The sequence below is a fragment of the Marinobacter sp. es.042 genome, from assembly GCF_900188315.1.
GTDB lineage: Bacteria > Pseudomonadota > Gammaproteobacteria > Pseudomonadales > Oleiphilaceae > Marinobacter.
This window is the reverse complement of sequence record NZ_LT897781.1, coordinates 2,999,414-3,018,957: the sequence shown is the minus strand read 5'-3', so window position 1 is coordinate 3,018,957 and position 19,544 is coordinate 2,999,414. Positions and strand designations below refer to the sequence as shown.

Genomic DNA, 19,544 nt, shown 5'->3' with positions numbered 1-19,544 from the left:
GGCTATACTCGGAAGCTGATCCACGGAAGACTCAGCATGAATTCGCCTCACCACTCCGACCTGGGGGCCACTCTGGAACAGAGCCGCTCGGGTCTGCGCGACAGTCACCGCCGCTCACTGATGCGGCTGCTTTTTCTGATCACCGGCTCGGCACTGGTGGTTTTCGCATGCCTGCAGATTCTTAATGGTTTTCTCTGGGTCGGTGTTGGAGAACTTTTTGCCAGCATTTTTCTGTTTTTTGGAGTCTGGCGTCTGAAATCCACGCCCCATCTGCAGCGGTGGGTCTATGCCTACCTGGTGCCGCTTTTTGCATTTTTCGTGGTGATCATGCTTTTGCCGCAAGCATCCGTGTCCGCGTTCGTCTGGGTGCTGATGATGCCAGTTCTTGCCTACCTGCTGCTGGGCAAAAAAGAAGGCATGATTCTCTGCGCGCCATTTATGATCGTCGGCGGTGTTATCTACTACATTTACCTTGGCCAGGTCGGCAACCCTCACGCGATGATCGATCTGTTGAACATGGTGTTGTGCGGAGCACTGATGCTCGCGTTCGTTCACTTTTATGAAGTGCGTCGGGAAGAGGCCGAACAACGCCTGGTGGATACGGCCCAGACCGATGCCCTGACCGGTCTGGCCAACCGCAGCAACTTCCAGGGCACGTTGAACCGCACCATTGCCGAGGGCGAGCGCGGCGGTAGCGGATTTACGCTGGTGGTGATGGATATTGACCACTTCAAGGTTGTGAACGACACCCTGGGCCATGAAGCCGGAGATTTCGTGTTGAAGAACATCAGCCGCTGCCTGACCGAGCGCCTGAGAAGCACAGACTTTGTGGGCCGCCTGGGTGGCGAGGAGTTCGGGCTGATTCTGAGAGATTTGAAACCGGCGGATGCATACATCCTGATGGACGAGCTGCGCCAGCGAATCTCGGAACGCGAATTGCCCTATGGCGACGCCAAAATCACAGTGACCGCCTCCTTCGGAATTGCCCAGTGGCCGGACCATGGTCGCGAGGCCGAAGGCCTGTTACGGGTGGCCGATCGGTGGCTCTACAGTGGCAAGCGGGCCGGGCGCAACTGCGTGGTCGGCGCCGGCCATAATCCCCGCCAGCTTGAGATTCTCACTGTCGAAGCGAGTTGATTACGTTATTCTTGTGGCAGAAATCCCTCGGCAAGAATGAAGTAACCCATGTGCGAATTACTGGCCATGAGCGCCAACACCCCAACCGACCTGTGTTTCAGTTTTACCGGCCTTACCCGTCGGGGTGGGCAGACCGGGCCGCACAAGGACGGCTGGGGTGTGGCCTTCTACGAAGGCAAAGGCGTCCGTGCCTTCCACGACGCCGATGCCAGCGCCAGTTCCCGCATCGCCGAAGTGGTCCAGACTCATCCGATCAAAAGCGAAGTGGCCATCTGCCATATCCGCCAGGCCAACGTCGGCGACATCTGCCTGGCCAACACCCATCCTTTCATGCGCGAACTCTGGGGCCGCTATTGGGTCTTCGCCCACAACGGCCAGCTCTCCGGTTTCCGTTCGAATCCCGGCTTCTACGAGCCGGTCGGCACCACCGACAGCGAGGCGCTGTTCTGCGATATTCTTAACCACCTTCGAACGCACTGCGACCGCAATACCGGAACCGATGAAATCATCGACCGCCTGGTCCGGTTGTCCGTCGCCTACGCCAGCCAGGGCGTTTTCAACCTCCTACTGAGTAACGGTGACTGGCTGTTCACCTACTGCACCACCAAAATGGCCAGCATCACCCGGAGAGCCCCGTTTGGTCCTGCACGTCTGAAAGACGCCGATGTGACGGTGGATTTCGAATCGGAAACGACGCCCAATGACATCGTCAGCGTGATCGTTACTGAACCTCTGACCACAGATGAAAAGTGGGATGTTTACCAGCCAGGTGAATGGCGGCTTTGGCGGAAGGGCGAGGTTATTCGCTCTGGCGTCGCCGAGCCGAAGGCCTGACCCGGGAGTGGGGAATCGGGCGGGGAGGTCTTTGTTCCGGGAAAAGGCAACTCGCTGCGCTCAGACATCATTTTCCCTGCACAAAGACCTCCCCACCCGCTTCCCTTCAGGGTTGGGAGTTGCTTCCGTGATTACTGAAGCGTCCTGCGATTACCTTTCTTGTATTGCGGTGCGATGTGCGCCTGAATTTCCTCTTTGAAACGGGCAATCAGATCGCTGTTGTCATGATCCCAGGGGTGGAAGCCGGGTTTGAAGTACTCCAGCCATGTGGGAATCAGGCTAGAGAAAGTACCGTTTATGCCCCAAAGGCGCCAGAGACCGGTGGCGGTGTCTTTCAACGAGAAGTTCTTGCGGTCGTTAAGCATCATCCGGCTGGTGAAATAGGTGCTCATCACACCCAGGGCGGCGGTGCTGAACATTAGGTAAAAGGTGCGCTCGGCATACGTGCCGCCGGCCGCCTGGAACACGTCGTAGGCAACCGCCTTGTGCTCGGTTTCTTCAATCGCGTGCCAGACCCATAGCGGACGCATGGATTCATCCATGTCCTGGCGCACATCGTCACGCTCCAGCAGCATGTCGGCCATCATGGCAGTCAGGTGTTCAAGGGCACAGGTGATCGCCAACTGGTGACGCTTGGGCAGCTTCTTGGCGATTCCCAGAACCACCTCGAGGTGTTTTTCCAGTTCTTCCACCGGCATGCCCTGGTCACGAACGTGCTGGTTCATGGCGACATGCTCCAGGGAGTGCATGGCCTCCTGGCCAATGAATCCGCGTATCTCTTCCTTCAGCTTGGGATCGGAAATCTGGTCCCGGAACGCCCTTACTGAATCCACGAAGAACTGCTCGCCCTGCGGAAACAGCACCGAGAGCGCATTCATGATGTGGCTGATGGTGTAGCTGTTGTCGACCCAGTAACGGGGCACCTGGTCACCGAACTCAAACCCCATGCGCTGGGCGGTGATGGTGACGTTGTCCGGTGTGTTAGAGGCTCGGGTAATGGGAGCCGTCTTCTTTTCTGCGGTTTTGCTGCTCAGCATGTGTGTACTCCTCACTCTGGCTGATGTCATGGCTCCAGTGTGTGGCAGTCAAAGCCGGACAGGAATGCGCAAAGGGGACGGCCGTCGATCAGGATGGGACACGGGCCGGGATTTGATTGGCCAGGCTGACGGCGAGCAAGGTGTACCGGGCCCCACTGTAGCGGCGGGGGGCATCTGATAGAGTCAATTGACGTGCTTCAGCCAACCCAATAAGAAGGAATGCCAATGAGTGCAACCGGTCCGGACAAAGAACGGCAGATGCTGGGATTGTTCCTGGTGCCGGGCGCTTACCTGCGGGTTCTGGCCGAGACCGTCCGCCAGCTGGGCTACAACGACCGGCTACTTTACGAAGGGCTGGAATTCACCCCGGACGATCTCAAGTCCAACGACAGTCGGGTGTTTGTCACCGACGCCATCATCATGGCCAAACGGGCCGTGAACCTGGCCGGCCAGGACGGTCTCAGCTTCACGCTGGCCAGGGAGTTGCGGCTGACAATCCACGGCACCCTGGGCTTCGCGGCTCTCACTAGCCCCACCTTCGCCGATGCCCTGGATTCGGTACGCCGTTACCTGCATTTGCGGGTGCCGTTCCTCAGCATGAGCCAGTCCGAAGCGGGCGATCAGGTGTTGGTAAAGCTGTGCACCGAATTCGAAGTGCCCGGCCTCTATCCGTTTCTGGCGGAGACCGTCAGCGCCACCCTGATCCTGCTGACCGAACAGCTCCTGGATCGGGAGAACGCGGCAAAACACGGCTTTGCCCTGGAAGACGGCAAACTGCCGGGTGTCTCCGTTCGCTTGAGCGCACCGGAGCCGCCCTGGTACCGGCAGTTTTCCGATCAGCTTCCCGTTCGATTCGAATACGGCCAGCCCGACGAAATGATGGTCTTCCCGCGCGAGCTTCTGAATGTGCAGATGCGTCTTGCCGACGCCGAAGCCTCCCGAATGGCCCGTGACCAGTGCGAGTTCGAGCTGCAGAAGGCCCTGAAGGAGCAGGGCGACATTGTCCTGGCGATCCGCAACATGCTCCGAATGATGCCGGGCCCCTTGCCGTCTCTGGAAGCCATGGCCGAGCGTTTCTGCGTCTCTTCCCGAACCCTGAAACGCCGGCTGGCGGACCGCGACACCAGCTATCGGGAAATCCTCGAGTCGGTGCTGAAAGACCGGGCGATCCAGTTGCTCCGGTACACCAACCAGTCGGTCAGCGAGATTGCCTACGAATTGGGCTATGCGGACCTTTCCAACTTCAGCCGGGCGTTCCGGAAGTGGACCGGCAAGTCGGCCAGCGAGTTTCGCGAGGGTGGTCCGGATCCGGCGCCTGAGGTTGGCCCTTGAGGTTTGTCTTGGGTGGTCGTTTGGGCCTCTCGGGCCGCTTGTTGGGAGCGTGGTCGCAGGGTGGGGCATAAATTTTTCGGGTAAAAAGCAACTCGCTTCGCTCAGACATCTTTTTCCCCGAAAAATTTATGCCCCACCCCACGCCCTGCTGACAGCTGAGAATGCCGTCAGAAGAGTTATTGCTCGTTCTTAATTTGTTTTTCTAATCCTATGCCACAATGGTTCGACGGACGGGGGGAAGGAATATTTTCCCGACAGGAAAAAGATGTCTGAGCGAAGCGAGTTGTTTTTCCCGAGGGAAAATATTCCTTCCCCCCGGCCAGCCCCCAAACCAACCAGGCTAGGGCCATAATTGAAACCAGACACCAACCCAAGAGGATGAAAACGAATATGACCCAAAGGCCAGACACCCACAGCAAACTGATCGGCTACCTGCTCTGGATCTTCGGATTCCTGGGCTCACACCGGTTTTACTACGGCAAACCCGTTACCGGCACCATCTGGTTCTTTACCCTGGGGCTGCTGTTTATCGGCTGGATCATCGACCTGTTCCTGATCCCGGCCATGGACCGCGAAGCGGACCTGCGGTTCCGGGAAGGTGAGGTCAGCTACAACATCGGCTGGATCCTGCTGACCTTCCTCGGTGTGTTTGGCATTCACCGGATGTACATGGGCAAGTGGATCACGGGCATCATCTACCTGTTTACCGGCGGCCTGTTCCTGATCGGTGTGCTCTATGACTTCTGGACTCTGAACAACCAGATCTCCATCCGCAACGAAGAGCGCCGCTTCGGCTGACCGATCGGATCACAGGCCGGCCGCGGTCTCCAGTTCGACCAGGGCCTCTTCCAGGTAGTCGAGCATCCGCTGCAGGCTGGGTAGCGTGCGGCGGCAGCCGATGAGGCCGAACTCCACCTGGTCGCCGTAGCTGGTCAGGGTCATGTTCAGGGCCAGGCGGTCCATGGCGATGGAGACCGGGTACATGCCGTCCATCATGGCGCCGTTCCAGTAGCAGGTCTCCCGGGGCCCGGGGACGTTCGAAATGACCACGTTGAAGGTCTGCCATTTCGGTGCCATGCCGGTAAGCAGATGGAACGCCGCCGGCGCCAGGGTCAGGGCGGTGTAGTTGATAATTTCTTCCGCAGACATATGGGCGTATCGGTCCTTGGCCGCCTTTACATCTTCGTGGATCTGCATCAGCCGGGTAACCGGGCTGGTGACGTCGGTGTGCAGCGAGGCGAGGATAACGCCCACCTGGTTTCCGCCGGAGCTGTCATCCTTGCGCAGGGACACCGGCACCATGGCGATCAGCGGTTTTTCCGGCAGGGCGTCCTGGTTCATCAGGTAGCTGCGCAGCGCGGTGGCGCACATGGCCATCACCACATCATTCACCGTGGTTCCGTAGATTTTACACACTGCCTTTATACGGCTGAGGTCATAGGACTGTGCGGCGAAGCGTCGGGACCCGGTGATCTTCTGGTTAAGAATGCTGCGGGGCGCGTGGAATATGGAGGAGTAGGCCGGGTCTTTGCGGGCGTCGTTGATGGTTCGCAGCAGTTCCCGGGCGACGGTGGGCACGGTGCCCAGTTGCTTGCCGGATTCACCCAGCAGGTGGCCAACGCTTCGCCACAGCGAAGGGCCGCCATCATCCTTCTCACGCTCCGGGCGTGGTGGCATGGCCCAGATCGGCGGCATATCCCGCTCTCCGGTATCCTGGCACAGCATCCGGGTAACCATCCGCATGGCCGATACACCGTCTACCAGAGCATGGTGTACCTTGATGTACACGGCAAACTGCCGCTCTCCCAGCCCTTCGATCAAATGAAATTCCCACAGCGGTCGCTCCCGATCCATCAGGTGGGAATGTTCCGCCGAGACAAACGACAACAGCTCTCTTACCCGTCCCGGGGTCGGTAGCGCTTCGAACCGGAAGTGATGCTCCAGATCCAGGTGCTCATCCTCTACCCACACCGGCTGACCGAAACGGTAATCCAGTCGCTGGTTGAAAGGTGGTGTCACCTTTGTGTGTTGCCTTAACCGGTCCGCCAGCTGGGCGACGTAATCATCCGGAGCGCCTTCGGGAAAAGAGAAAAGTTGAAGGCCGCCCACGTGCATGGGCTGCTGCCGTTTTTCCAGCCAGAGAAAAAGCTGATCCGTGGGGCTGAGAGGTTTCACAGGGCATCCTTGTTGTCAGTATTGTGACAATAGTAGCGCAGATGGATTGGAACGGAATTGACCTCGGTATGCATTGACTTCAATGGTCGGGCCAAACGTGGTCCGAGGTCCGGACGGACGTTTTCATCGTAGGTCATTCTTTAAAGTTAGCAATTGCATCCATCGCACATGACTCATGGAGAAAAGGACGTGGGTAACGCTATCAGGACCCTGCACGGGGTCTTATTGTCTGTCTGCAGTCTGTTTCCTCTGTTCGCCGCGGCTCAGGATTTACCCGGCGTCCAGTTGGAGACAGTGTCTTCCGAGGACATTGTGCAGGAAGTCACCCTGAACGGGACGGTAAACGCCCTTCGTGTCTCAGGCATGTCCGCGGCGGTAGCCGGCCTCCTGGACGAGGTTCGGGTGGAAACCGGTGATCGGGTTTCCCAGGGTGATGTGCTGGTTGCGCTGGATGATGAAATGGTGACCTGGGAGCTGGCGGCCGCCAGGGCCGAGGCTGAGGAGGCCCGAAGCCGGTTAGAGGAAGCCCGGCGGAGACTGCGCGAAGCCAGGTCTGTGGGTGCGGGCCGTAATATTGCAGCAACGGAAGTCAGTGCCCGGGAGAGTGCGGTTGCCGCCAATGAAGCCACCCTGGCCCGCCTGGAAGCTGCCCGGCAGCAGGTTGAAGTCATGGCCGGCCGTCACCGTGTGACCGCGCCCTTCGATGGCGTGGTCAGCGAGCGCTTTCGGGATCTCGGTGAATGGGTAACCCCGGGTGACCAGCTGTTGACGCTGGTGGATACCGAAAACCTGCGACTGGATTTCCAGGTGCCCCAGGCCTTTTTCAAGCGCATCGACGACAACAGCCGGCTGTTGGTGCAAAACGACGAGGAACTGAGCCAGGCCACCATCGATGTCCTGGTGCCGATCAACGACCCCCGGTCCAGAACCTTTCTTCTTCGAGCGATAAAACCGGATACCTTGAAGCTGCTTCCGGGCATGGCGGTGCAGGCGGTGCTGCGGGTCACCACCGGGGAGCGGGGCTTGACGGTTTCCCGCGATGCTATTAACCGTTATCCCGAAGGACGGACCACGGTATGGATCGCCGAGCCGGCGGATGAAGAGACCTGGACCGTTCAGGAAAAGCGGGTGCGTCTCGGCACAGGTTTTGAGGGGCGGGTTGAGATAATCAGCGGTCTTGAGACCGGCCAGCGCGTGGTGGTTCGTGGCAACGAGTCCCTGAGCGAGGGTATCAGCGTGCGCATTGCCGAACGGGAGAGCCGCTGATGTTCGCCGGCATTATCCGTCATGGCACTCTGGTTACCGTTATCGCCCTGATCGTTGCCATTCTTGGAACTGCCGCGGCGCTTCGGATTCCGGTTCAGATGATTCCGGACCTGGAAGTGCGCACCGTCACCGTTGAGACCAGCTGGCCCGGTGCGACGCCCCAGGACATCGAGAAGGACATACTGATTGAGCAGGAACGGTTCCTGCGCAATGTTCCGAACCTGAGCCGGATGACATCCACCGCATCCAGCGGCGCGGCGGAGATCGAGCTGGAGTTCCCGTTCGGGGTGAATATCACCGAGACCCTCATCCAGATCAACAATGCCCTGAGCCAAGTCCCTGATTACCCGAGAAACGTCGATGAGCCACGGATTGTCGCGGCGTCTTTCTCATCCAATGCGTTCATGTATTTCCGTGTCGCTACCCTGGAGGGCAATCCCCGCGAGCTGGACATCGAGCTCATGCGCGATTTCATCGAGGATCGCGTCCGGCCAAGGATGGAGAGTGTGCCGGGGGTTTCCGAGGTTACCGTTGGCGGTGGTGCCGACCGGCAGATGCAGATCATTGTGGACGAATCCGCCCTGGCCCAGCGCGGCCTGAGCCTGGTGGATCTGCGCAACGCAATCGTGGCCCGCAACCAGGACATTTCCGGCGGCGAGATCGACTCTGGCAAGCGCCGGTATCTGTTGCGCACGGTCGGGCGTTTTGACGATGTTGAATCCCTGGAACAGCTGGTGGTACGCCGGCAGGGTGACAGCGTGGTGCGCCTTGGTGAGGTGGCCCGGGTTCAGCAGGGCCACTCCCGGATCCGGGAGTTGTCCTTTATCAACGGCCAGCGGGTGATTGGCCTGCAGGTGCGCCGTGAAAGCGGCTCGAACGTCATTGATATCAAACGCGCGATGATGGACGAAGTGGCCGCCATCAACCGGGAGGTGCTAGAGCCGGCGGGCATGAGGCTGGGCCTGACCGCAGACGATGCCCGTTATGTGGAAGCCTCGGTGGCCAACGTCTGGACCAATCTGGGGATTGGTGCCGCCTTCGCAACCCTGGTGATGTTCCTGTTTCTGAGATCCGGCCGGGCCACGTTTGCCGGGGTGGTAGGTATACCGCTGTGTGCCATAGCCGCGTTTATCGGGCTGCTGATCACCGGCCGCACCATCAACGTGATTTCTCTGGCCGGTATCGCCTTTGCCATCGGCATGACGGTGGACAACAGCATCGTGGTGCTGGAGAACATCGAACGACACCGGCGTTTGGGGCTGGACCGTTTCGAATCGGCCCTCAAGGGCGTGCGCGAAGTCTGGCCGGCGGTGCTGGCGTCCACCACCACAACCATTCTGGTGTTCCTGCCGATCCTGTTTATCGAGGAAGAGGCGGGCCAGCTTTATTCCGACGTGGCCATTGCCATCTCTGCCGCCATTCTCGCCTCCATGTTGGTGGCAATCACCATCATACCCACCCTCTGCGCCCGGCTGGATTTCGGCCGTCGGGGCGTGACCACCGATGAATACGGCAACGAAACCTCGGGTCGCTGGAGCGGGACCGCCATGGGGGCGGTGCGATGGCTGGTGAATGGCACGGTGCGCCGGCTTCTGGTGATGGCCGCAACCGTCGGCGTCAGCCTGTGGGTGATTTTTGTGCTGACCCCACCCGCCGAATACCTGCCGGAAGGTGAGGAGCCCAAGACCTTTGCCGCCATGTCGGCGCCGCCGGGCTACAACCTCCAGGAGATGGAAGCCATTGCCCGCCAGGTGGAAGACTACTTCCTGCCCCACGTGAACGCGGACGGCCAGGCCTACGCCGCGGGCGAAACCAGCGTGCCGCCCATGGCCTATCTCAACATGCAGGTAACGCCCACCAGGATCCGGATCATCGCCGAGACACTGAACCCGAGGCACATCGAAGCCCTGATGGACGAGATCACCCGGTTCTATGAACAGTTCCCGGGCATGCGCGCCTTCGCGGCCAAGGGTTCCATCATCTCCAGCAACGACGGCGGCACCCGCAGCATCAATCTGGACATCTCGGGGCCGGACCTGGTGTCGGTCTACGGCGCTGCGAACGCTGCCTATCAGCGCGCCGAGGAAATCTTCGACAATCCCCGCATCCAGAGCCAGCCCTCCACGCTGTCTCTGGCACAGCCGCTGATCCAGATCATGCCTGACTGGGATCGCGCCGCGGAACTTGGCCTTGGCGCTGAAGGCATTGGCTTTACCGTGGCCTCCCTGACCGAGGGCAGCTACGTCGACGATTTCTTCCTGGACGACGAAAAGATCGATATCTATGTCTACGGCAGCGAGGGTCGCAACCCGTCACTGGACAGCCTGCCGGATGTCATGGTGCACACGCCCCAGGGCGCGACCTTGCCGCTCTCCAGCCTGGCCACCATCGAGGAAACCGTCGATACCAGCACGGTCCGCCGGGTGGACGGTCGCCGCACCGTGACCCTGAACGTGATTCCCCCGGACGATGTGCCGCTCGAAGCCGGCGTCGAGAGGGTGCGCACGGAACTGTTGCAGTTCATGCGGGACAGCGGCGCGTTGCCCGCGAATGTGAACGTGGATATCTCCGGCGCCAGCGACCAGTTGAACGCCACACGGGATGCCCTGACCGGCAATTTCATCATTGCCATTGCCATTGTTTACCTGCTGCTGGTGGCCATCTTCGCGCACTGGGGATTCCCGCTGCTGATCATGACCGCCATACCGCTTGGCGTGGCCGGTGGCATCGTGGGCCTGGCCCTGATGAACCTGGTCGGTGGCCTGCTGCCCACGATTGGCCTCCAGCCTCTGCGACAACCCTTCGACATGATTACCATGCTGGGCTTTCTGATTTTGATGGGCACAGTGGTGAATAACCCGATCCTGGTGGTGGACCAGGCCCGGCAGAACCTCCGTCAGAAAGGCGTTACCGTAGTGCAGGCCGTCACTGCCGCCGTCCAGACCCGCCTGCGCCCGATTGCCATGACCACCCTGACCACCATCTGCGGCCTCTCGCCCCTGGTGTTCCTGCCCGGCGAAGGCACCGAGCTCTATCGAGGCGTGGGCGCTATCGTTCTGTTTGGCCTGCTTGGGGCAGCGATTGTAACCGTGACCTTCCTGCCGTCACTGACCATCTTTGTTCTTGGCTTGCGGGAGCGTTGGCGGTCAGGCAGCGACTGATGTTTTCTGGTCGGCTCTGAAGTCGAGTCTCTCCCGGGTAGTGCCGGCAACTCCCTAGTTTTGGCTGTGCCTGCCGAGCAACAAAAAAAGCCGGACTATCTTTTCCCCAAGGTAGGAAATCGATGATCCGGCGCCAATGCCAACAACAATGATCTGATGGTCCGGCCTGATCCATGGCCGGGACGTTCGTCCTTGCTTTTAATAAAGCGATCTTCGTGCCACGTTTTCAGGGCCTTTTAAAACAATAGCTTGAGAATTTTCCGGTTTTCCAGAAAGGTTTCTGCCCGAAAAACTGCCCTGCGACAGGGCAGGCTGCACGGCTTTGGCGCCCATTAGGCATCACACCGGGCTTAACTTGCTCAGCATCTGCACCGGTACCCGGTAGCGCACGCCTTTGGAGCGGCCGATACCGTCAACCGTGCAAGTTTTACGGTTGATCCGGATGATCTGTCCCTGAAGCTCCCGTTTTCCGGCACCGAAGCGAACTGTATCGCCTACCTGCCAAAGAGCCATTTGCGGTCGCGTATCAACCGGCTCAAAGGGAGTGTCTGGCATTGCAAGACCTTTTTCTCTGGCCTGCCTGACCAAGGCATCGCGCGTGGTATGCGCAGCCCCGCTCTCGTGCAACTCATCCAATATGGTGTAGAAATGACGGTTGTGTACGGAGCCCCGATACCGCTGTCCGGCACTCTGTTGCAACAGATGGGCAAACTCGTGGCAGCAGGTATGGGCCAGCAGGTTCAGTGTACTCAGCTCCCCGCCAAAATACCCCCGTTTACGGATCTCCCGGCCCGAAAGCCAGCCGCTCGCCGTCTCCGGCTGGTGCTTGGCGACAATCATGCGGGCACCGTAGGTGATCAGGTGCTGCCGGCCTCGGGAATCGTAACGGTGGTAGGTGGCCTGGCCTGATCCAACCCTGCAATGCAGGACGCTGCCGGGATTGCGTTCCCGGACCCACTGCTCTGCCGGTTGCCAGAGCCAGTCCCGGGTGACGGTGCACATCAGTTTGCCGATTTGATGAATATCGTTTTTGTCCATGGATCGCACAGTAAGGGGTGTACTGTTGCGATGATACCCGTCGCCGGGGCCGGGGTAAAAAAACAACAACGGCCGGTGGGACCGGCCGTTGACTGGAAAGCGCGTGGGTGATCACGCCTCGATAGGCGAACGCCAGTCGTCAGCACCGGAAGTTCCGGCAACGGCGTGCTCCCAGGTTACCTTGCGGTAGGACAGGGAAACGGTGACCAGCTGGGTGAAGTCGGCGTTGCCGGCATCCTGGCAGTGGGGCATGTTGCAGTTGATGTCGATGATGGTGGCATCTTCGAGGATGGTGGAGAAGAAGTGCTCCTGTTTGCCCTCAACGGAGGTGCGGTACCACTTCAGTTCGACCTTGGGCAGCATCTCGCCGGAGGCGAGGGCGTTGTACATCAGCGGGGTGGCCTTGTTCAGGGCGGAGGTGAACTTGAACGGCTTGTGAACGCGCTGACCGGATGGCTGACCGGACTGGGGATCGGTCGGTACGGTTACAACGTGGCTGAATTCCTGCACCAGTACTTCGTCTTCGTGGCCTTCCACGTAGATGTTGCCGACGGAATCGGAAGTGAAAGCGCCGGCAGTGATGTTGCCCTGGGTCTGGCCTTCGATGCTGATATAACAAGGAGTTGGCATAGTCTGCTCCATGACTTGTGAATGAATAGTGTCCCCGGGTGTTCCCTGGACGCTGTTTTTCATAACAAAGCCTGTGCCAGATTAAGTAATTGTATTTAAAACAAAGAGGTATCTATTTTTCGTTGATGCTTGGGGCGGGCCAGGCAATCCTGCGCCCGAAGGCCAGGCGAAGGATTGCTGTCATGGCAAAAACTTGCTCGAGTATTGCCCGGTTCAGCGGAGGCGAAATCGTACGGGCAGTGCGTAACGGAATTTCTTTCCTGATATCTCATCAGGCACGGCCGGAAGAGGCTCTGCCTGCTCCAACATGGCCAGAGCCGACTCATCCAGAAGCTGATGTCCGGAGCTGGCTCTCAGGCTGTGTGCCACCAGGGACCCGTCCCTCCGAAACTCGAACACGATCACGGGAGTGCCTTCCTGGCCGAGCCGTCTTGCCCGGCGGGGATATTCATAATACCTGGCAAGGTGGCGGCTGAGCCTGGACAGGTAATTATCCACTTCTGATCTGACGCCAGCGTTCTGAAGCGGAACGGTCGCCTGAGATTGCTCCCGGGTTTCCGTTTCCACGGGATCGCCAACCGGCGTCTCTGCTTCTGTAACCTGCTCGGTGACCTCAGGTTCGGGCGTCGGCTGTGTTAACGGTTCGGGCTCAGATTCGGGGTCAGGCTCTCGCTCTGGCTCTGGCTCAGGTTCCGGCTCAGGTTCCGGCTCTGGCATAGGTTGCGGTTTCGGCTGTGGCTTCGGTTCCGGAGCAGCCACAGGCTCGGGCCTGGGAGCGGGCTCGCCAGCCAGCTTTATGCGGATGGCGGGCGCGGTGTTGACGGCGGATTCGCCCAGAGTATTGAGCTCCACCGTCTTTTCCGGTGAAGCGAAGACCAGGGCAACAAAGGTGATCACACATGCCAGCAGCAAAAGTGCCCACCGGAAGGGTGGTTGTTGCGGCATCATTGGCCAGGCTCCGTCAACAACAGGATATCCTGGTATCCGGCTTCCTCAAGCAATCGGAAGAGTGACTCCACATCCGCCATGCTGATTCCTTCGGAAGCGGCGATTTTCAGTGGTTGCTCTTCGTCAGGTGTTGGCAGTCTGGCAACCAGAGACTCCCTGTCGAGCAGCTCGCCATCCACTCTCCACTCGCCTTCTGCGCTGACAATCATGTCTGCATGGGGCGACTGGCGGTCCTCAGCCTGCTGCGTGACGGGCAATTCCGGAAGTGGGTTGTCGGTCAACTGGCCGGCAACGATGAAAAACATGAGAAGCAGAAATACCAGATTGATCAACGGCAGAAGTGCATCTTCCACGCGTTCCATCAAGGTTTTGCCGGAGGTGAAGGGAGGTGGAACCAGATCGCTCATGGTGTCTGTGGTTTCGCCCGCTTCCAGTGGGTGTCTATATTCTGCTCAGTCAAGCCGCTGAGTATCCTGGTGAAGGCTCCCAGAGGCGTATCACCCGTCGTCGCGAGGTTTACTTCGGTGATACCGGCCTCTCCCAGTTCGCTCACAAGCTGATCGAGGGCCATGGATTGCCCCTGCCATTGCACCTTGCCATTGGCAGACACGGTCAGCTCAGGCAGAGGCTCGCCAGTGACCGGGCTTCGGCTGGAGGTGTTATTTGCAAGTTCCAGGTAGTCGACTGGCAACAGGCGGGTGGTCAGCATAAAGAACACCAGGAGTATGAAGACGACGTCGATCAGGGGCGTGATCCGTATCGGGATCGGGCGACTCGGCCTTGGTTCAACCAGTTGCATGGGCGAATCGCTGACCCCGGGCAGTTGTATAGCGGTCGGGCTCGTCCCCGGCTGTCTCGCTGTGAAGCTGCTGTTCAGGAACCTGGTAGTCTGCTTCATCAGCGTCCAGAGTCTGTTCCGGCACAATATGCAGAATCGAAACCAGGGTACTGTTGATGGTCTTGTGGATGCGTCGCAGCCGGAACTCGATCCATGCAGCCAGTGCAGCAAACGGTATGGCCACGACCAGGCCCGCAGCGGTGGTGGTCAGGGCCTCGTAGATACCGCCACTGAGCTGGGTAACATTGGCACGGCCTTCGGTAGCCGCCATGGCGCTGAAGGCCTCCATCATGCCCAGCACGGTTCCCAGCAGGCCGAGAAGAGGAGCCAGCGCGGCAATGACTTCGATGATCTTCAGGGGCGCTTCGAACGGCTCTAATGAATGCTGCGCATCCCGGGCGGCGGTTTCCCGGATCTTGCGGTCGTCCTCGCCGTTGTGTATCGCCTCAATCGTATCGGTGACAAGGCGCTGAAGCGGATTTAACCGGCCTAATCGGCCTGCCTGATATCGTATTTCGGAAGGCCGCACCGAAGCCGGATTGCTCTGCCAGTCCATTACGGTTTTTTTAAGACGGCCCGACAATCGCGGCGCATAGAGGGCGCCAAGAAGCATCAGGTAGATAAAAGTGACGAGCCCGATGACGGCAGTTGCCACGAGCACAACCATTACAGGGCCTCCCATATCAACAAGTTGGGTGAGCGGGGCAGTGTTCAGGGGCAAGGTGAGGTCCGTCATTGGAAAAGGCGCTTTTTGTACAAAATTGGACCTAAATAATAACGATTATCATTAATTTTGCAAGCGCGTAACCTGACATTGAATGCCGCTCTGGTAGACTTGGTCGACTGGTCACCAGAACAGAAAACCTGAGATTGGAGGTAAGGTCATTACGGGTCGTCGAAACCGTCCGGGAGCGTGGATGCTGTGCTGATCAAACAATGGTTCAGCAGTCTGGTGAATCGTGCCGTTGCCCTCGTGGTGGTGGCGATCATCCTTTCGGCATTGCTGGTGACCGTGGCGGGGTCTCTGCTGAGCCGGTCGGAGCTGGAACAGCAGGCCCGTGACCAGGTGGAGACGATTGCCACCCTGATTGCGGGAGAGCTGGACGACAAACTGGCCCTGAGACTCGGCGCACTCAACCATGTGGCCCAGAACCTCACCATGTCTCGCGATGTGCTCAATGCACGGGCGCAGATTCTGATCCGGCGGCAAACGGCCCTGGAACATCTTTTTGATGCCGTGTACCTGATGGATGAGGACGGCCTGGTGGTCGCCGAGCATCCGGAGCATTACCGGCAGTCGGGACTGGATGTCAGCAATCGGGAATATTTCCGCCGCGTTGCGTCCACTCTCACGCCGGTGATCAGCGAGCCCTATCTGTCCAACTATCAAGAAAAGCCGGCCATCATGGTCGCTGCGCCGATCTTCGACCACCGCCAACGGTTCATCGGCGTCATTGGCGGTGCCATCGCGCTGGATGGCAACAACTTCCTTGATCAGTTTATCAATATCCGGATTGGCACCACCGGCTATCTGGGTGTTGCCACCCGAAGTGGGTTCGTGGTGGTCAATCAGCGGGATGAAAGGGCCATGTCACCGGTTCGTGTTGCTAATCCGGTGCTCCGGGATGCCATGGAAGGCTTCGAGGGCACCGTGGATACTCGCAACAGCAGTGGTGAAAAGACCATCATGTCGGTGCAGCAGCTGACCCAGGTTCCCTGGTTTGTGTCGGCATCCTGGCCGGCTTCTGAAGCCCTGGCCCCGATGACCCGGACGTTGGATGCGTTTGTGTGGATTCTGCTGGCGGTGATCCTGTTGATCGCGCCTCTTGCGCTCTGGCGTTTCCGGCGATTGATGGCGCCGCTAAAAACCCTGGGCGAGCAGATTCGCGAGCGCCACTTGGGTATGCGCTCGGACCCGGTGGACGTCGTCGGAGGCAAGGAGATCCGCCAGGTTGCAGAGATTTTTAACACCGTAACCGATGAACGGGACGAGGTTCTGGTATCTCTCGCTGAAAGAGAGGCGTTTTTCCGTTCCCTCACCCAAAGTGCGCCCATCGGCATCGTGCAGACCGACGTTCTGGGCCGAATTGAGTTTGCCAACCCGGCTTTTGAGGCCATCGTTGGCCACCCGGCGGAGCAACTCACCTACAGTTATCTGGCCAATCGTGTGCATGAGAGCGATCGACCGGAGGCGATCGCCGGCTGGAAGACGGCGATCAGGAACCAGAGCGTTTTCCGGGGACGGTTGAGGCTGACATCGCCCGCACCGGATCGGGTGATCTGGGGTGATGTGATGACGGCTGCAATACAGACGCCTGAGAAGGCGCTCGGCACCATCACGGTCGTTCGCGATATCTCCCACGAGCTGGAGGTGGAAGAGGCCCTCAGGGCTGAGCAGCAGCGCGCAGAGACGATACTCGGCATACTCCAGGAGGGGGTTCTGATGGTAGACGTCGAGGGTGTGATCCGGTTTGCCAACGATGCCGCATGTCGTCTTCTGGGAACGGAGGGTGAATGCGTACTTAGAAACTTCTTCCAGCTGGTCACCATTGAAACTGAAGAACGTGAAATGACGGCGGAGCAGTTCCTGACCGGTGATGACCTGGACAGCCTCTATGTGACGCTCCGCAATTCCCTGGGTGTTCCCTTCCCCATAGATCTCACCATGCTGCACATTCGTCAAGGCCGCGAGGATGAACGCCTGGTGTTTGTGCTGCGGGACGACAGCGACCGGCGCCGGCAGGAGGAGCGGCTGTCCTGGGAGGCGACCCACGACAGCCTCACCCAGTTGCTGAACCGGCGCGCGTTCAACGCTTCGCTGGTTCGGAGCCTCGGTGAGGCCGGTCGCCAGGAAGCCCGTTCGGTACTGATGCTGATTGATCTCGACTATTTCAAACCGGTGAACGATGAAGGCGGTCACCTGCTTGGTGACGATCTGCTCAAACGGCTGGCGGATTTGTTCAAGGACGCGGTTCGCCAGTCCGACACCGTGGCCAGACTGGGCGGAGATGAGTTTGGCATCATTTTGCCTGCCTGCGGCATGACCCGGGCCGAGGCGCTGGCGGAACGGATCCGCGCCGACGTGGAGGCGCTTCGCATTGAGCATGACGGCCGCTCATTCGGTGTAACCACCAGCATCGGCCTGACGGAACTGACAGCGGAAGACAGCGGCCCCAGAGAGGTTATGGCCCGGGCGGATGAGGGTAGCTATATCGCCAAATCCCGGGGGCGTAACAGGGTTGTGGTGGTGCCTTCACCACCAGCCGGCTGAGAGGCTGGCCTGCCAGAGCAGGCGAATCGCCAGTGCTGTCAGCACGATATTGAAGATCAACGTGAACTTGCTGTTGCTCAGGGAACGGAGCACATGCAGCCCAAGCCAGGTACCGGCAAAGCCGCAGGCAATCATGGCGAGAATGAAGGGCAGCCACTCGAAGAACATGAAGCCCGCTGCTCCGAACACCAGCGCCTTGGGCGCATGCTGCAGTGTCATGGCAGTGGCAAACGTGGCCACGGTTCTGAACCGGTCGGTATGAATCTGCTTGATGAACGCTGCAACGAGTGGCCCGGTGGCGCCCACGAACAGACTGACGAAACTGGTCAGCGCCGACGCCAGGAATACCCCAGGGGCACCAAATGCGCCCTTGGGTAGCGCCGGCCCCCAGCAGAGATAGAGCACGAACAGGGCGATGGTCAGCTGCCAGATGTGGGCGGGGAGATTTACCAGTAGCCAGGCGCCCAGCGCTGCCCCTACGATCACGCCGGGCAAAAACGCGGCAATCACCCGCCAGTCTATGTTCCGCCACGTCAAAGCCGCCCGGCCAACGTTCGAGCCCAACTGAATCATGCCGTGCACCGGGATAATGGCCGCCGGTGGCATCCAGCTGGCCATCAGTACCAGCAGTAAAACCCCGCCACCGGCGCCGAGGCTGGCGGTGATCATCGAGGTGATGGTTGAGCTGGCAAGCAGGAAAACGGCGACAGGAAGGCTCAGGCTTTCAGGTATCAGTTGGTTGAGTACTTCCATTCACAGAATTCCGTTGATTTCAGTTTGGCCGTGCGACAGAGGGCCTCGGTTGCCAGCTGAACGTCGGCCACATAGTAGAGCGAGGCGAGCCCCAGGCGGTCTCGCCCCAGGTTGTGAAAAATCAGGCCGAACGCAATATCGCCAGCGGTGAAGCGTTCATGGTTGGCGGCAAAATACTCTGCTGGCTGCGCCAGTACCGGATCGTCCAGCAGCGCCTGCACTCGTCCGGCGCCGCCATGATACGCCTGAACCAGCAGGAGGGTGAATAATCGGTCCCTTTTGGCTTCCGGCAGATGGCCGAAGCGTTGCTGGAAAACCGGTGCCAGATTGCGGGCGTTCTGGTTCATCAGGCGCAGGGCACAGTCTATCTGCGCCAGTCGGTGCCAGAAATTGTCCGGGGCAATCTCGCAGTCGGACAGGGCGGCTGGCGACAGCTGAAGGATTCCCCTGGCGTTGGCACGGGAGTGGGCTCTCGCCTGGGCTCCACTTTCGATCAGGATCTGGCCGGCCAGGTATCGGGGCAAGGCTTGCGGCAGGGTCAGGCGGTTCTGGTTGCTGCGGTGATTGAAGACATACATGAGCGCGTCATGCAGGCTTTCCGGCGCACCACTGGTGGCAAAGATGAGGTCGTCCCAGGCGCCCCAGATCCGGTCCGCAGGCAGGGTGCCAAGATAGCGGGCAACAGCTTCATCCATGTTCACATGGGGTTGATCGCAGGAAAGGGCGAACGGATAGCCGGTCTGGCCCGTCTCGCCAGGCACCCAGTCGTCCACCTTGTTATTCTCATACAGTGATTGTCGCGTGGCATTCAGCAGGCGCTGGGTTGCCTCACGGTCATCACCGTCACTGATCCAGGCCAGAAATCGGCCGCGCATGTCATAGAGAACATGTCGATCCGCACTGGAACAATAGCCGGATTCTTTGAGCACCCAGCGCCTGATGGTGAGAATGTTCTCGAACACCCCCTGACTGACCCAGTAGGGTGACGTCCGGACAACACGGGTCCACTCGCTGCTCTCGCCGGAGTCCGGCGGGGCCTCCTGAGCGCTCGTAGCGACCGATGCCGTCAGGATGAAAATCACGGCAAGCTGGCGTAAGCTCTTGAGAAATCTGATCATAGACGT

General features: G+C 59.5%; 17 protein-coding genes. 7 read left to right on the top strand and 10 right to left on the bottom strand.

The features are described from left to right. Window positions 1-36: 36 nt before the first annotated feature. Both CFB02_RS14085 and CFB02_RS14080 read left to right on the top strand, forming a co-directional pair. The gene (locus CFB02_RS14085; protein WP_088558491.1) at window positions 37-1,137 is read left to right on the top strand and encodes a GGDEF domain-containing protein; all 1,101 of its coding nucleotides are present in this window, start codon (window positions 37-39) and stop codon (window positions 1,135-1,137) included. A gap of 48 nt (window positions 1,138-1,185) precedes the next feature. Further along, window positions 1,186-1,971: a class II glutamine amidotransferase gene (locus CFB02_RS14080; protein WP_088558490.1), complete on the top strand. Its 786-nt coding sequence runs from the start codon at window positions 1,186-1,188 to the stop codon at window positions 1,969-1,971. Between the two features lie 131 nt (window positions 1,972-2,102). Here CFB02_RS14080 and CFB02_RS14075 read toward each other — a convergent pair whose 3' ends face one another. Beyond that, entirely contained in the window at window positions 2,103-3,008 is a 906-nt protein-coding gene (locus CFB02_RS14075; protein ID WP_088558489.1) for a metal-dependent hydrolase, read from the bottom strand. A gap of 225 nt (window positions 3,009-3,233) precedes the next feature. Here CFB02_RS14075 and CFB02_RS14070 point away from each other — a divergent pair, with 225 nt between their 5' ends. Next, entirely contained in the window at window positions 3,234-4,340 is a 1,107-nt protein-coding gene (locus CFB02_RS14070) for a helix-turn-helix domain-containing protein (RefSeq protein ID WP_088558488.1), read from the top strand. A gap of 390 nt (window positions 4,341-4,730) precedes the next feature. Continuing rightward, entirely contained in the window at window positions 4,731-5,138 is a 408-nt protein-coding gene (locus tag CFB02_RS14065) for an NINE protein (protein WP_088558487.1), read from the top strand. Window positions 5,139-5,147: 9 nt separating this feature from the next. On the opposite strand, the gene CFB02_RS14060 is transcribed toward CFB02_RS14065, so the two are convergent. Further along, window positions 5,148-6,515: a WS/DGAT/MGAT family O-acyltransferase gene (locus CFB02_RS14060; protein ID WP_088558486.1), complete on the bottom strand. Its 1,368-nt coding sequence runs from the start codon at window positions 6,513-6,515 to the stop codon at window positions 5,148-5,150. Window positions 6,516-6,704: 189 nt separating this feature from the next. Between CFB02_RS14060 and CFB02_RS14055 the strand changes: the two genes are divergently transcribed. Both CFB02_RS14055 and CFB02_RS14050 read left to right on the top strand, forming a co-directional pair. Continuing rightward, window positions 6,705-7,781 carry an efflux RND transporter periplasmic adaptor subunit gene (locus CFB02_RS14055; protein ID WP_227519225.1) on the top strand — a complete coding sequence of 359 codons (1,077 nt, stop codon included), beginning with the start codon at window positions 6,705-6,707 and terminating at the stop codon, window positions 7,779-7,781. Then, window positions 7,781-10,942, top strand: a complete 3,162-nt coding sequence (locus tag CFB02_RS14050) for an efflux RND transporter permease subunit (RefSeq protein ID WP_088558484.1) — start codon at window positions 7,781-7,783, stop codon at window positions 10,940-10,942. Before CFB02_RS14055 ends, CFB02_RS14050 begins: the two co-directional genes overlap by 1 nt. A 339-nt stretch (window positions 10,943-11,281) precedes the next feature. Here CFB02_RS14050 and CFB02_RS14045 read toward each other — a convergent pair whose 3' ends face one another. The 6 genes from CFB02_RS14045 to CFB02_RS14020 all read right to left on the bottom strand — a co-directional run bounded on the left by CFB02_RS14045 (window position 11,282) and on the right by CFB02_RS14020 (window position 15,132). Beyond that, window positions 11,282-11,980 (bottom strand): hypothetical protein, encoded by a 699-nt coding sequence (locus CFB02_RS14045; protein ID WP_088558483.1) that lies wholly within the window; start codon window positions 11,978-11,980, stop codon window positions 11,282-11,284. Window positions 11,981-12,091: 111 nt separating this feature from the next. Then, window positions 12,092-12,610, bottom strand: coding sequence for an Hcp family type VI secretion system effector (locus tag CFB02_RS14040; protein WP_008176957.1), 519 nt, complete (start codon window positions 12,608-12,610; stop codon window positions 12,092-12,094). A gap of 213 nt (window positions 12,611-12,823) precedes the next feature. Continuing rightward, window positions 12,824-13,558 carry an energy transducer TonB gene (locus CFB02_RS14035; protein WP_088558482.1) on the bottom strand — a complete coding sequence of 245 codons (735 nt, stop codon included), beginning with the start codon at window positions 13,556-13,558 and terminating at the stop codon, window positions 12,824-12,826. Next, complete coding sequence (locus tag CFB02_RS14030; RefSeq protein WP_088558481.1) at window positions 13,555-13,965, bottom strand: ExbD/TolR family protein; 411 nt, start codon at window positions 13,963-13,965, stop codon at window positions 13,555-13,557. Before CFB02_RS14030 ends, CFB02_RS14035 begins: the two co-directional genes overlap by 4 nt. After that, window positions 13,962-14,357 (bottom strand): ExbD/TolR family protein, encoded by a 396-nt coding sequence (locus tag CFB02_RS14025; protein WP_088558480.1) that lies wholly within the window; start codon window positions 14,355-14,357, stop codon window positions 13,962-13,964. Before CFB02_RS14025 ends, CFB02_RS14030 begins: the two co-directional genes overlap by 4 nt. Next, on the bottom strand, window positions 14,344-15,132 hold the full coding sequence (locus CFB02_RS14020; RefSeq protein WP_088558479.1) for a MotA/TolQ/ExbB proton channel family protein: 789 nt from the start codon (window positions 15,130-15,132) through the stop codon (window positions 14,344-14,346). Before CFB02_RS14020 ends, CFB02_RS14025 begins: the two co-directional genes overlap by 14 nt. Window positions 15,133-15,318: 186 nt before the next feature. Between CFB02_RS14020 and CFB02_RS14015 the strand changes: the two genes are divergently transcribed. Next, window positions 15,319-17,667 carry a diguanylate cyclase domain-containing protein gene (locus CFB02_RS14015; protein WP_227519224.1) on the top strand — a complete coding sequence of 783 codons (2,349 nt, stop codon included), beginning with the start codon at window positions 15,319-15,321 and terminating at the stop codon, window positions 17,665-17,667. Here the strand turns inward: CFB02_RS14015 and CFB02_RS14010 are convergent. Together CFB02_RS14010 and CFB02_RS14005 are read right to left on the bottom strand one after the other, a co-directional pair. Further along, window positions 17,650-18,420 carry a sulfite exporter TauE/SafE family protein gene (locus CFB02_RS14010; protein ID WP_062783385.1) on the bottom strand — a complete coding sequence of 257 codons (771 nt, stop codon included), beginning with the start codon at window positions 18,418-18,420 and terminating at the stop codon, window positions 17,650-17,652. The two genes, CFB02_RS14015 and CFB02_RS14010, sit on opposite strands and share 18 nt — an antisense overlap. Then, window positions 18,399-19,538: a hypothetical protein gene (locus CFB02_RS14005; protein ID WP_088558477.1), complete on the bottom strand. Its 1,140-nt coding sequence runs from the start codon at window positions 19,536-19,538 to the stop codon at window positions 18,399-18,401. Before CFB02_RS14005 ends, CFB02_RS14010 begins: the two co-directional genes overlap by 22 nt. Window positions 19,539-19,544: the final 6 nt, after the last annotated feature.

What these genes read in the sequence shown, in the direction of transcription:
- CFB02_RS14065 (WP_088558487.1), top strand. Translation starts at nt 4,731, where the DNA reads ATGACCCAAAGGCCAGACACCCACAGCAAACTGATCGGCTACCTGCTC.
- CFB02_RS14040 (WP_008176957.1), bottom strand. Translation starts at nt 12,610, where the DNA reads ATGCCAACTCCTTGTTATATCAGCATCGAAGGCCAGACCCAGGGCAAC.
- CFB02_RS14035 (WP_088558482.1), bottom strand. Translation starts at nt 13,558, where the DNA reads ATGATGCCGCAACAACCACCCTTCCGGTGGGCACTTTTGCTGCTGGCA.
- CFB02_RS14045 (WP_088558483.1), bottom strand. Translation starts at nt 11,980, where the DNA reads ATGGACAAAAACGATATTCATCAAATCGGCAAACTGATGTGCACCGTC.
- CFB02_RS14085 (WP_088558491.1), top strand. Translation starts at nt 37, where the DNA reads ATGAATTCGCCTCACCACTCCGACCTGGGGGCCACTCTGGAACAGAGC.
- CFB02_RS14050 (WP_088558484.1), top strand. Translation starts at nt 7,781, where the DNA reads ATGTTCGCCGGCATTATCCGTCATGGCACTCTGGTTACCGTTATCGCC.
- CFB02_RS14005 (WP_088558477.1), bottom strand. Translation starts at nt 19,538, where the DNA reads ATGATCAGATTTCTCAAGAGCTTACGCCAGCTTGCCGTGATTTTCATC.
- CFB02_RS14075 (WP_088558489.1), bottom strand. Translation starts at nt 3,008, where the DNA reads ATGCTGAGCAGCAAAACCGCAGAAAAGAAGACGGCTCCCATTACCCGA.
- CFB02_RS14010 (WP_062783385.1), bottom strand. Translation starts at nt 18,420, where the DNA reads ATGGAAGTACTCAACCAACTGATACCTGAAAGCCTGAGCCTTCCTGTC.
- CFB02_RS14020 (WP_088558479.1), bottom strand. Translation starts at nt 15,132, where the DNA reads ATGACGGACCTCACCTTGCCCCTGAACACTGCCCCGCTCACCCAACTT.
- CFB02_RS14030 (WP_088558481.1), bottom strand. Translation starts at nt 13,965, where the DNA reads ATGAGCGATCTGGTTCCACCTCCCTTCACCTCCGGCAAAACCTTGATG.
- CFB02_RS14025 (WP_088558480.1), bottom strand. Translation starts at nt 14,357, where the DNA reads ATGCAACTGGTTGAACCAAGGCCGAGTCGCCCGATCCCGATACGGATC.
- CFB02_RS14080 (WP_088558490.1), top strand. Translation starts at nt 1,186, where the DNA reads ATGTGCGAATTACTGGCCATGAGCGCCAACACCCCAACCGACCTGTGT.
- CFB02_RS14070 (WP_088558488.1), top strand. Translation starts at nt 3,234, where the DNA reads ATGAGTGCAACCGGTCCGGACAAAGAACGGCAGATGCTGGGATTGTTC.